11 protein-coding genes and 1 tRNA gene are annotated in these 12,572 nt (G+C 51.1%); 2 read left to right on the forward strand and 10 right to left on the reverse strand.

Features of this window, described 5'->3' with window-relative positions:
- Positions 1-5 precede the first annotated feature (5 nt).
- From ACI2NF_RS02050 to ACI2NF_RS02060, 3 genes are all read right to left on the reverse strand, one after another.
- Complete coding sequence (locus tag ACI2NF_RS02050) at positions 6-3,593, reverse strand: DNA-directed RNA polymerase subunit B (RefSeq protein ID WP_400147010.1); 3,588 nt, start codon at positions 3,591-3,593, stop codon at positions 6-8.
- 6 nt (positions 3,594-3,599) lie between these two features.
- Positions 3,600-3,863, reverse strand: a complete 264-nt coding sequence (locus tag ACI2NF_RS02055) for a DNA-directed RNA polymerase subunit H (RefSeq protein WP_177971677.1) — start codon at positions 3,861-3,863, stop codon at positions 3,600-3,602.
- A 121-nt stretch (positions 3,864-3,984) separates the two neighbouring features.
- A tRNA-Lys gene (locus ACI2NF_RS02060) sits at positions 3,985-4,058 on the reverse strand.
- A 214-nt stretch (positions 4,059-4,272) separates the two neighbouring features.
- Here ACI2NF_RS02060 and ACI2NF_RS02065 point away from each other — a divergent pair.
- Both ACI2NF_RS02065 and ACI2NF_RS02070 read left to right on the forward strand, forming a co-directional pair.
- Positions 4,273-6,480 carry a CDC48 family AAA ATPase gene (locus ACI2NF_RS02065; protein ID WP_400151348.1) on the forward strand — a complete coding sequence of 736 codons (2,208 nt, stop codon included), beginning with the start codon at positions 4,273-4,275 and terminating at the stop codon, positions 6,478-6,480.
- Complete coding sequence (locus ACI2NF_RS02070; RefSeq protein ID WP_177971675.1) at positions 6,480-6,713, forward strand: PRC-barrel domain-containing protein; 234 nt, start codon at positions 6,480-6,482, stop codon at positions 6,711-6,713. Before ACI2NF_RS02065 ends, ACI2NF_RS02070 begins: the two co-directional genes overlap by 1 nt.
- On the opposite strand, the gene ACI2NF_RS02075 is transcribed toward ACI2NF_RS02070, so the two are convergent.
- The 7 genes from ACI2NF_RS02075 to ACI2NF_RS02105 form a co-directional block, all read right to left on the reverse strand.
- A complete protein-coding gene (locus ACI2NF_RS02075) occupies positions 6,714-8,252 on the reverse strand; it encodes a tRNA uridine(34) 5-carboxymethylaminomethyl modification radical SAM/GNAT enzyme Elp3 (RefSeq protein ID WP_400149465.1) in 1,539 nt (512 codons plus the stop codon).
- On the reverse strand, positions 8,249-8,491 hold the full coding sequence (locus ACI2NF_RS02080; protein WP_177971673.1) for a hypothetical protein: 243 nt from the start codon (positions 8,489-8,491) through the stop codon (positions 8,249-8,251). Before ACI2NF_RS02080 ends, ACI2NF_RS02075 begins: the two co-directional genes overlap by 4 nt.
- Before the next feature lie 2 nt (positions 8,492-8,493).
- Positions 8,494-8,952, reverse strand: coding sequence for a winged helix-turn-helix domain-containing protein (locus ACI2NF_RS02085; RefSeq protein WP_177971672.1), 459 nt, complete (start codon positions 8,950-8,952; stop codon positions 8,494-8,496).
- A gap of 72 nt (positions 8,953-9,024) precedes the next feature.
- The gene (locus tag ACI2NF_RS02090; RefSeq protein ID WP_400147004.1) at positions 9,025-9,543 is read right to left on the reverse strand and encodes a helix-turn-helix domain-containing protein; all 519 of its coding nucleotides are present in this window, start codon (positions 9,541-9,543) and stop codon (positions 9,025-9,027) included.
- Between the two features lie 2 nt (positions 9,544-9,545).
- Positions 9,546-10,430: an NAD(P)/FAD-dependent oxidoreductase gene (locus ACI2NF_RS02095; RefSeq protein ID WP_400151354.1), complete on the reverse strand. Its 885-nt coding sequence runs from the start codon at positions 10,428-10,430 to the stop codon at positions 9,546-9,548.
- 3 nt (positions 10,431-10,433) lie between these two features.
- Positions 10,434-11,105 (reverse strand): thioredoxin, encoded by a 672-nt coding sequence (gene trxA / locus ACI2NF_RS02100; RefSeq protein ID WP_400147000.1) that lies wholly within the window; start codon positions 11,103-11,105, stop codon positions 10,434-10,436.
- A 151-nt stretch (positions 11,106-11,256) separates the two neighbouring features.
- On the reverse strand, positions 11,257-12,570 hold the full coding sequence (locus ACI2NF_RS02105) for an ATP-binding protein (RefSeq protein ID WP_400211152.1): 1,314 nt from the start codon (positions 12,568-12,570) through the stop codon (positions 11,257-11,259).
- Positions 12,571-12,572 lie beyond the last annotated feature (2 nt).

The raw sequence follows: 12,572 nt of genomic DNA on the forward strand, positions 1-12,572 counted from the left end.
CGTATTCATCTTAAATCCTCCAGCTGAAGCCTCATGGCGACACCAAGTGAGAGCAATTCATCCATCAGGAGCTTGAATGCGTATGATGTCTGTACGAGGTAGATGTTGGTGTTCTCCTTACACACAGGACAGTAGAGCGAACCGCGTTTGTCCAGGATCGCGATGTGACCGCACTTGGGGTTACCGCAGACGTACTGCTGCGTACCATCGGATTCGTCAAGGAGACGGTCCTTGATGACCATGGCTGCGCCGTGACCGATAAGACAGTCACGCTCCATCTCTCCGAACCTGAGACCTCCCTGCCTGGAACGTCCCTCTGTAGGCTGACGTGTGAGGATCTGCACAGGGCCTCTTGACCTGAAGTGCATCTTTCCGCTGACCATGTGGTGCAGTTTCTCGTAGAAGATGACTCCTGTGTAGACATCCATCTGGATCTTGCGTCCGGTCCTTCCGTCGTACATGACCTCCTTACCTGTGCGTTTGAATCCGTTCCTGACGAGACCGTCACGGATCGAATCCTCCCTCTCTCCTGAGAAGACGGTACCATCGATCGTACGTCCCTCCATCGCTCCGACCTTACCGCCGATCATCTCGAGGACGTGGGCGATGGTCATACGCGAAGGGATACCGTGGGGGTTAACGACGAGATCGGGTGTGATACCGTCGGCCGTGAACGGCATGTTCTCCTGGCTGACGAGCCTTCCGATGACTCCCTTCTGTCCGTGCCTTGAACAGAACTTGTCCCCGAGTTCAGGTATCCTCTGATCCCTGACCTTGACACGGACGAGCCTTGAACCGTTCTCTGATTCGGTGACCATGACCGAATCGACGTATCCCAACTCTCCGGGCCTGACGGTGACCGATGTCTCCCTCCTCTTCTGAGGTGTGAGGAAATCGGTACCCTCCTCGTGGAACCTTGGCGGCGATGTCTTACCGATGAGGACATCTGCGCCCTTGATCTCAGATTCTGGTGAGATGAGACCATCCTCACCGAGTGATGCATATGCGAGATCCGCACGTGCTCCCATGACGTCGGGGGACGGGATCTCGAAGTGATCCTCCTCTCCTCCAGGGTAGCGGCGTTCCTCTGCACGGTATGTCCTCATGAATGTGGACCTTCCGAGACCTCTCTGAACGGATGACTTGTTCATGACGAGTGCATCCTCTATGTTGTATCCGTGATATGATAGGACGGCGATACAGAAGTTCTGTCCTGCCGGCCTGTGGTTGTATCCCATGAACTCCATGGTCTGCGTCTGTACCATAGGCTTCTGCGGGTAGTGGAGAAGGTGTCCGCGGGTATCGGGCCTGATACGGTAGTTGGCCGCGGGAACACCCAATGCCTGCTTTGCCATAGCTGCACCCAACGTCACACGAGGCGATGAGTTGTGCTCAGGATACGGAACGAGGCCTGCTGCGACACCGAGGATGACCATCGGATCGATCTCCATGTGGGTGTGATCCTTGGTGAGTGTACAATCGACAGTGAATTCCTCACTGCAGTGGCAGCATTTCAGTATGACATCCCCTTCCTTTCCGGGATTCATCCAGTCGACATCTGTAGGTGAAAGTGCGGCACCGCATTTAGGACATCTGCTCGGTACCTCGTATGCGTCGACTGCTACGAATGCGTCCTCTTCCTCTTCGGCATCGATCCATTCCATGATTCCCTCTCTGAAGAGGTCCTCCCATTTGATCTTGTGATCCCTGATGCCCTCAAGGTGTCTCCTTGTGATGACTGTCTTACCTTCCTTTATGACAAGGAGCGGCCTTCTGAGACGTCCCTCGTCACAGTTGATGTAGACCTCATCCATATCCTCATTGTAATGGATGTTAATCTCATCGGAGAGGATACCGCATCTCCTTCTCTCACGGATCTCTGAGACCAACTTGACTGGATCGCTGTGGCTTCCCACAAGGTCTCCGTTCACATAGATACGTGCGCCCTGCTGTGAGACAGAGGCGGACCCAAGGTCCCTGAGCATCCACTTGGCATCGGCGTCAGGGAATCCTTTTGAAACGTTGATGATGAGTGCGGCGTTCTTGACCAGACCGCAGTTCTGTCCTTCAGGGGTCTCCGATGGACAGAGTCTTCCCCACTGTGTGGGGTGAAGGTCACGAGCCTCGAAGTGCGGCTGACTCCTCGTGAGTGATGATGTTATCCTCCTGAGGTGTGACATCGCGGACATGTTGGATGTCCTGTCAAGGAGCTGCGATACACCTGCGCGTCCTCCTACCCAGTTACCTGTGGCGAGTGCGTGCAAGAGCTTGTGCGTAAGGAGATCCGGACGGATCGATGATGAGATCCTGACCTCCTCTCTCTTCCTTCCCCAGTTCCTCTCGAGCTGGTATTTGAGGTCCTTCATGAGACTGTTGAAACTTGTCCTGAAGAGATCCTCCATAAGATCGCCTGAGAGCTTGAGCCTCTTGTTGGCGTAGTGGTCCTTATCGTCCTCCTTCCTTATTCCGAGGGAGAGTTCGAGGACTGAACGTGCAATACGTCCGAGGAAGATCGCCTTCTTCAAACGGTCATCCTCTGTGTCGCCTAAGTGAGGCAACAATGAACGGTCGAGGATGCTCTCGACCTTCTTCGTCCTGTACTCCTTTGCCTGACCGGCTGCGAAATTCCTCTCGAGGAATGCTATCGCATCGTCCCTCGTGTGGAATCCGTTGGGAGCGTAGGTCTTCTTATCGTAACTGTTCTCGATGTTGGCGTAGACTATGTTCGCCATCTCGGGTGTTGATGCGATGGCCTCGTAGATCTCCTGATCCGATTCCATGCCCAATGCCTTCATGAGGGCTATGAGTGGAATCGAACCAGAGACGACTGGCACAGATACCATGACCATGCCGTCCTTCTTCTTCTCCACGAGTGTGAGTGCACGGTATCCTTCCTTCTGTGAGAAGACCTTGGCGACCTCTACGGCTGCTCCGTACTTCTCGCTGTACTCGACCATGACTCTGTTAGGGGCGAGATCCTCGAGTGTGATGAGTGCCCTCTCGGTACCTCCTATGATGAAGTATCCTCCGGGATCCCTCGTGTCCTCTTTGTTCTCGATGAGGAACTTCTGATACTCCTCATCCGACATCTCGCGTTCCAATGATGCCTGTATGACCTCTTTGTTGAGGTTGCATCCATCGGATTTGACCATCATTGGGAGGTCTCCGACGTGAACCCTCTCGGTCTCCCTCTCGATCCCATCCTCTATGATGGTGAAATCGACGTAGACGGGAGCCATGTAGTTGAGGTTCCTGAGCCTTGCCTCCATGGGTGTGAGGTCGTGACTGTATCCGTTGGCCTCCATAACCTTCGGCTGTTCGATCGTGATGGTGGGCTTGGCCTGGTGATCGATGTTTCCTTCCTCATCTCTCTTCCTTCCGATGCGGATCTCGATGTTCCTGCCATTCGTACGGTCGGTGTCCAATTTGATGACACCGCGTGCAGCATCGTCGGTGGGGACCCTCATATCGTCCACGATCTTCTGCATCCTGCTGTTGGGATTGCTCCTCGTCGCAAGGAAGTCGTTGAATGATGCGATATGGTGGTTGACGATGGTGCGTTCCTCGAAGTATAACTTTACTAAATCCCTCATTAGAAATCACTCCGTTACTAGTCTGTACGCAACGAATTCCTCCGCCGTACTGCTCTTCCTAATGACCTTGATCACGCGCCCTACTTCGATAGGCCCGTTGATATTCTCAAGCACTCTGACGGCCGCGTCACTCTTCTTTATCTTCGGAAGCTGGTCGCGAGTTATGTTCAAATCTAACAGAACTTTGTTAGCCTCTTCCTCTGACAAAAGAATGTGTTCGGGCACCAGATCATGCTGGAGGACATTGAATGAGATATTCTCTGCTGCCAAGTTTTCACCTACATTTTGCCCCACTGCAGGTCAGTGGGAAACCTCTGAGAAAATTCAAAAGACATTTCATTCGATATTCCTCATACTTGATCCGCTCTTGATCGCTCATGAAGACCATCGGCGGGCCTGAAGGGATTCGAACCCTTGACCACCTGATTAAAAGTCAGATGCTCTACCTAGCTGAGCTACAGGCCCTTGGATAGCTTAAGCTTTGTAAACGCTCCGAATACCTCCCCATATATAATATTTATCAAACGAACAATGTCCTCCACGTTCGTTTTCGATAGATATCGTGGGTGGTCACGAAGCGATACATGTCGATCGCCGATAGATATCAGCGATGGACACCTGCTTCCAACATCACCGTGGATTACGACCAATAAAATAAACGTATCGCTTACAGGGACTCATGGGCGACCTGATAGAGCTGAAAGTAGCGACCGCATTGATGAAATCCGAGGCAGGATTTGGAAGGGTCAGGATGGATTCCGCATCCTTCAGAAGACTCAACGTACAGATAGGGGATGTAGTCGAGATCGTAGGTAAACGTTCAGCCGTGGCCAAGGTCATGAAGGGCGCCATCGATGATGAGGGCAAGGGGCTCATCCGCATGGATGGTATCACGAGGTCCAATGCAGGCGTCACCGTGGATGAGAGCGTTCGCGTGAGGAAAGCGGAGACCTTACCGGCAGAGAAGATCATCATATCCCCCATCGGCATACCTGCCGGAAAGAAGATCAGCTTCAGGGAAGGCGTGGACGAGATATTCAAGAACGGTCTGATGAACAGACCTGTCCTCAGGGACAATGAGATAGTCGTCCCGAACATAGCGCTCATGGGCAATCTCATACAATTCAAGGTCATAACGACCGTTCCCGTAGGCATAGTGGTCGTGGACCAGAAGACAGAGGTCACCATAAAGGAGGTGGCGGATGACAAGACCGCCAGTACATTCACTAGTCAGGTCTCGTACGAGGATATAGGCGGACTCGAGGAGGAGCTCAAGAGGATCAGGGAGATGATCGAACTCCCCATCAAACATCCCGAATTGTTCGACCGCCTGGGGATCACTGCCCCGAAAGGTGTGCTGCTGTATGGCCCTCCAGGTACAGGTAAGACGCTCATAGCCAAGGCCGTTGCCAAGGAATCGGGAGCATCATTCTTCTCGATACAGGGCCCTGAGATCATGGGCAGCTATTATGGACAGTCCGAGGAACGTCTGAGGAATGTGTTCGATAAGGCGGAGGACAGTGCGCCCAGCATAGTGTTCATAGATGAGATCGATTCCATAGCGCCCAACCGTAACGATGTGAATGGAGAGGTGGAGAGACGTGTGGTCGCACAGTTGCTCACACTGATGGATGGATTGTCCGGAAGAGGGGATGTGATCGTGATCGCCGCCACCAACAGAGAGGAATCCATAGATCCTGCGCTGAGAAGACCTGGAAGATTCGATCGCGAGATAGAGATCGGCATACCAGGAAGGGATGGGAGGAAGGACATCCTTGCCGTTCATCTAAGATCGATGCCGTTGGATGAGGACGTGTCAACAGATAGATTGGCGAACCTCACACAGGGATTCGTGGGTGCCGATCTTGCTGCATTGGCAAGGGAGGCTGCCATGAAATGCCTCACGAGGAACCTTATCAACCTTGATCTCGATAAACCGATCCCACAGTCCACATTGATATCCATGAAGGTCAACATGAACGATTTCATGAACGCACTATCGGAAGTGGAACCGAGCGGCATGAGAGAGGTCATCGTGGACATACCGAAGGTGGGGTGGTCAGATGTCGGCGGTTTTGATAGTATAAAGAAAGAGATACGCGAGACGTTCATCCCGACAGAGGAGAGGAAAGCGTTCGAACATCTTGGCATAAAACCTCCGAGAGGCGTGTTGCTGTATGGTCCCCCAGGCACTGGTAAGACGCTCATAGCCAAAGCGGTGGCCAACGAATCGGGTTCCAACTTCATATGCGTGAACGGTCCAGAGCTCACCAGCAAATGGATGGGCGAGAGCGAGAAGGCCATAAGACAGATATTCAAACGCGCCAAACAGATGGCGCCATGCATAATATTCTTCGATGAGATCGATTCCATAACTCCGAAGCGCGGCACTAGGGCCGAGAACGCATCGATAGAGAGGATGGTCAACCAGATACTGACGTCCATGGACGGTATCGAAGGATTGGAGAACGTCACGGTCATGGCAGCGACCAACAGACCCGATATGATGGATCCTGCGTTGCTCAGGCCCGGAAGATTCGACAAGATGATCCTTGTCGGCAAACCCGATCTGGAGAGTCGTCTCAGGATCCTTGAGGTTCATACGAAAGATATGCCCCTGATCAACGTGGATCTGATCGATATCGCTGAGCTCACGGACGGATATGTGGGTGCGGATCTCCAAGCGGTATGCAGGGAAGCGGGTATGGCCGCATTCCATGAGAACCCTAATGCGAAATATGTCGATAGGAAGCACTTCATGTCCGCACTCGACATCATCAAACCGTCCGTCGACCCGAAGATCATGGACGAATACTATGCGATGGCGTCCGAGATGATGAAGAGGAAGACGAACAATGACAACATACCCTTTTGGACGGTGATCTGATGGAGATGTTCTCGGACGAGATCATCGGCAAGGTCGCGATGACCACCGGGGGATTCCCCATAGGGCCGATAGTCGATATCGTGTTCAACACAGAGACTGGAGAGATCAAATATCTCCTCGTGAACGCCACCAGCACACATAAGAACGCGTATGAACTCGATGATAGGGGTCGTGCGATAATAGGGTTCAATATGATCAAGATAACCGACAAGAACGTCGTGTTCTCCAAATGATCAGAGATCCTTCACCATGTACGGTCTTTCCAAGGAATAACCGAGCATGCGGTAGTAACCTCTCACTCCGACTCCACTGGTTATCCTGATCCTCCTCTTTCCGTTGGATCTTGCGACATCCTCTGCCTTGGACACCAATTCACGTCCGAATCCGCGATGTTGCCAATCCTCTCCATCCTTTCCGATCTCGGCCATCTTACCGAATACCTTCAATTCTCTGATGGTAGCACACTCATTATCATCTATCCTCAGACGTACATAGCCTATCAGAGCATCCTCATATGATAGGTTGATGAAATGCTCCATGCCTTCAGAGGCTTCGTAGACCATATCGTCCATGATGACCTTGGAATCATCCGTCAGAGAGATATCGTTGTGTCCGACCTCTCTGCACCTTATGCACCTGCATTCCCTGCCGGTCTGCTGGAGCCTCTCATGGACCAATTCACGGATATTGCTCTTCAATATGCCTGCTGCGATCTGGGGTGCGGGTATATCGCGTTGGATCCTCTGTATCCTGACGTATTCCGGAACTATCGATTTCATATCAGCGAGAAGCTCGGTGGCCATCTCGACGTCGTATGGCGTATACTTCCCGTCCTGCCACATATCGTACAGTTTCGTACCTGCCACGACCAATGTCGTATAGAATTTCAGCATATCAGGTCTGAATCTAGCATCATCGAACACTGTTCTGAAGCACCTCATATCGTTCTCTGGATCGGAACCAGGGAGTCCGGGCATGATGTGGTAACATATCTTCAGACCATGGTCCTTACAACGCTGTGTCCCTTCGATGACCTCTTTCACTCCATGACCGCGTTCTACAGAGCTGAGGATGTCGTCATCCAATATCTGAACGCCTAATTCGACCCTCGTAGCCCCCAACAGCATCGAACGCTCTATCTGTGCATCATCGAAGACGTCCGGCCTGGTCTCCACCGTGAGTCCGACGCATCTGTGCTCCGCAACCTCATTCCATTCCTGAGCGGTCTCGATATCCGGTGCCTCACGCCCGTTCATCGCATCGAAACATCTTTTGACGAACCATGTCTGATATTCCTCGTCACGGGAAGTGAATGTCCCGCCCATTATTATCAGGTCTATCTTATCGGTTATGTGGCCGATAGCTTCCAACTGACCTATCCTCTCGGTGACCTGTCTGAAGGGATCGTACTCATTCCTGCCGGCACGTCTTGCGGCAGGCTCCTTGCCTGTATATGACTGAGGGGAATCGTTCTCTACGCCGCCTGGACAGTACATGCACTTACCATGCGGACACGGATAGGGAGAGGTCATCACTGCGACAACGGCAACACCACTCAACGTCCTCATCGGTTTCTTCAGGATGTACGGTACCACCTTCTTCCTCTCTTCCGGCCTGACGTACTTCAGGATCTCGGAGTTGGAAGGTACCGCCCCTAATCCGAACCTCTTGCATGCCCATATCTTCTGAGTTTGGAATCTATCCCTGTCAGTGATACTGCCGTCGAGTATCATCTCGATGAGATATCTACTGAACTCCTCCATTTGAGTCATCCGTAATTCACATCGATCTTTCTGTCATCATCAGATGACACACCAGAATCCAATACATCGATCATCACGATCTGCGGGATCGGTATGAACCTCATCCCTCCGCCATCCATCTCGATGACGATCGCGGTGTCGACGCCCAATGCACAGTAACCTTTGAAAGCCCCTACGGTATCATCGACATCTGACACCTTCACGCTGTATCTTCCGCCGATGTTCAAAGTGATCTCACTCCTGGTCATGTTCAAGACCTCCTCTTCTCGTCGATCATCGCTTGGAAATGCGTCACAGTCTTACGATAATTCTCCATGGCCATGTTCACATTCGCTTCGGTGAAGTTCCATGCTTTGGCGAGATCCCCGAATCTGATGCGGTATCCCTTGCGTACCTGTCCATCGAACTCCACATCCATGCTTTCGAGGATATCCAACGACTTCAGTTTGTTGATATGTCTGTAGATCGTGGGCTTGGTCGTGGAGAGGAGTGCTGCTAGCTCCTCAACTGTCCATGCCTTGCTCATGTTACCCATGAAATAATCCATGAAAAGGCGATAGGGTACACTGTCCTTTATCTCAGTGGCAGATGTCTTCGGATCATAACCCTTAGGTATGTATCCTATCTGTATGAGGAAGGTCTCAGCGACAACGTCGATATCCCCCACTGAACTCAATGGGGTATTGCTTACTACTTGAAGTTCGAACATTACGTATCCCCTGCCCTATGTGTGTAATAAGTAAAGGTGATTAATTAATTTATCATGGCCAGTGGATGAGATTCATCCATACAGGTCGTTCTTCACCTTCTCTATCGCGCGTATTATACTTGATGATGGGATGACAGGCGTAACCGGGATGGATACGATCTTCTCCACCGTTGGTGTCACTATCGGTGCACAGACTATCGCCAGTGCACCATCGCGCTCAGCTCTGACGGCTGCCACGATCGCATCCTCGACCGTAGCTACAGGATACTCCTTCAGCGTCACGGGACGTCCATCGACGTCTATCGTCTTCACCAGGGTCTGCAATACCTCGTGCGATGCTATGACCGCGATATAATCATCGGAATTGGGTTCCAACAGATTCTTCGCCGCTTTGATTATCGCACGAATGGTGCGGAGATTGGGTTCCCTCTTGTCCTCGAGCATCTTGTACATGGTACTCTGTGAGATCCCCGCCTCCTGACAGAACTCGTTGACCGTCATATCCAACTCATTGTCCAGCATCTCTTTGAAGGCCTTCTGGAAACCGCCTTCCTCCTTCAACATACCTGATATCAGATCATTCACGGACATCCTTATGTCTCCTTCACGAAATTCGCTGCGGAAATACCCGCGACAGCACCTTCGCCGACAGCTTTCGCCACCTGCCACGGCTTCCCCGTGACATCACCGCATGCGAACACTCCTCTCACGCCTGTCGAACAATCACGTCCGACCTTCAATGTATCATCCATCTCGGGCATGACATCCATGTCCATAGCGAGATCGACTGCCGATTTCGCACCCAATTCTATGAATACACCATCGGTCTGAATGACCCTTCCGGATGATAATGTGACGGTCTGCACCTTGCCATCGCCGTCGATGGATGCGATGGAATCCTCTATGGACTCCACTCCCGCATCCTTTGCCTTTTGGACGAGTCTCTCCGATGCTTTCAATGCACCATGCACCCAATATGTCTTGGATGCATATCTCGTCATCAATTCCGCGGATATTGCCGCTTCAGTATCATCACCTACGATCGTTACGATGCGACCTTTATAGAAATTACAATCACATGATGCGCAATAGCTCACGCCCTTTCCGAACAGTTCCTTCTCGCCCGGAACGTTGAGCTTTGACCTGCTGATGCCTGTAGCGATCACGACAGCTTTACAATCGACCGTTTCGCCTTCCTCGTCCGATATACGGAATCCACCGTCTATCTTCTCCGTGGATGTGACGTTACAGTTCCTGTGGATGCATCCGAATGATTTTGCCTGCTCCAATCCTGCCTCCAGCATATCGTCCCCTTCGGTCATTCCAATGAATCCGAAATAGTTCTCCACGTGCGTACCGTGCATAGCACTACCGTCAATACGCCCGAACATCACCACGGAGACTTTCTTCCTGGATGCGTGTATCGCTGCCTGGATACCGGCAGGGCCGGCACCGATGATCACTACGTCAGCGTTCATATCTCACGCACTGAGGATCGCTTCCCTCAATGCCTCTGCTGTGCGCTCGGGACTGTATCCGACTATCGTACCGACCTGTTTTCCGCCTTTGAAGATCAGCAGAGCAGGGATGGATTGGATGTTGAAACTTAGTGATACGCCGGGATTCTCATCGACATTCAATTTACCGACGGCAATGTCATCCTGGGAGATCTTCGCCAACTCCTCGATCACAGGACCCATCCTAAGACATGGTTTGCACCATGGGGCCCAACAATCAACGAGTGCGTAATCCTTGCTCTTGATGAATTCATTGAAGTCATTATCGGTCACCTTCGCTGCGAAGTGGGCCTCCTCTTCCTTCTTCTTCCCGCCCTCTATCATGCCGCGGTCCGCAAGGACAGAGATGATGTCCTCTTTAGGCCTGAGACCGACCAACGGTTCCAACATGACCTTGTCTTTGAAGATCAAGAGCGTAGGTATCGCATTGATCTCGAATCTTGCTGATATGCCGGGACTCTCATCCGTGTTCAACTTCGCAACGGCCACCTTCCCCTCCAGATCCTTGGAGAGTTCCTCTATTATCGGGCCCATCCTTCTGCATGGTCCGCACCATGGGGCCCAGCAGTCGATCAATACGTACTTGTTGTCATCTATAAACGCATCAAATGTGGATTCATTGAGTTCAGTGACCATTTTCATCCCTCTATAACGACGGACCTTCAATGTGCTGTTAGGATATAATAGTAATATGGCCGACAGGCCACGATGGTGAGAGAAAAATTGTCACTGATGTCGATCGCTAGGCCCTATCATGGCCACCATAGATACTCGATGATGGTCTCGATCAAGAGAACGGATCCCCGACCAGTCCATCCAATCCCTTCGCATCCACTTTCCATTCGTTCTCAGGGAATAGGAATGCCGCAGCGAACAATGGATAGTGTTCGATCCCGTCATCATCCTTACGAACATTACCCTTCTCGAATACGATCCTACGGGATATGTTAGCATCGTCCAATGTCTTGCTCAAAGAAGGATATGCACGATATGCACCTGTCTTGACCTCGATACATATCAGTCCATCGGATTCAATCACCAGATCGATCTCGATCTTGTCAGCACCATTCGTACGACGGTAGTATGACAATTCATATCCGTTCTTGAAGAAGCATCCAGCGATCATGTTCTCTGTGACGGCTCCGAAATCGAATAATGTGTCTCCCATGATCATGGCGGTCCGGGACTCTGGCCCTATCATGTTCATCAACAACCCTGTATCTGAGAGATAGACCTTGAAGACGTCTTTCTCAGAATATTTCTTTAAAGGTCTCCTCATAGCACGAAGGGATCTGGAGAATATCCCGTATCCGGAATACCTGATCCACAGCAGATTCTCCATGTATTTTTCAGCAGAACTGCGTGAACCACCGTTGTTGATACGGGAATACATAAAACGCTTGTTCGTGTCGGAAAGCTGATGTGGAATGGAATCGAAACACTCCTGCGTCTTTTTCACATCCACTCCAGAATTGTAATGGATGATATCATCCACGCATGTCGCTCTGATGGCATCAAGGATGTGATGGGCCCCGTTGATACCATCATGAAGATATGCATCGACCGCTGCAGGCATACCACCAACGACAGAATATACAGCGAACCTCTTGCTGAACACATCGAGTTCTGTCTCTGTCATCCTCTCCCCAGACCTTATCTTATCTCTGATACGATCGATGTCCTTCTGTCTCGTTCCGAGCGCTAAAAGGAACTCCTCGAAATCCATCGGATGCATCAAAAGGTGTTCTTCCGAACCTACGGGTATGAGATCAGGATTCTCTTTACTCTTGTACTTGCCCAACCTAGCATCTGATACACCTAGCATAGATCCTGTTGCTATCACATCAAAACGTCCATCCTCGGAGAAGAGTCCTAGTTTGGATCTTGCTTTGGTGGACTCTTGGATCTCGTCGATTATTATCAAAGAGGTATTTGGTTCCAATTCGATGTTCTTGTACACAGATATGGAATCGATTATCGAGTCGACAGTTATGCCCTCTTCCATTATCGCCTTAGCTACCGGATCCTTGAACATATCAAGTATGACATAATCGTTGTATTCCGTTCTGCCGAAATATTCGGCTATCGTGGTCTTCCCTATCT

Source organism: Candidatus Methanarcanum hacksteinii (assembly GCF_964305265.1).
GTDB lineage: Archaea > Thermoplasmatota > Thermoplasmata > Methanomassiliicoccales > Methanomethylophilaceae > Methanarcanum > Methanarcanum hacksteinii.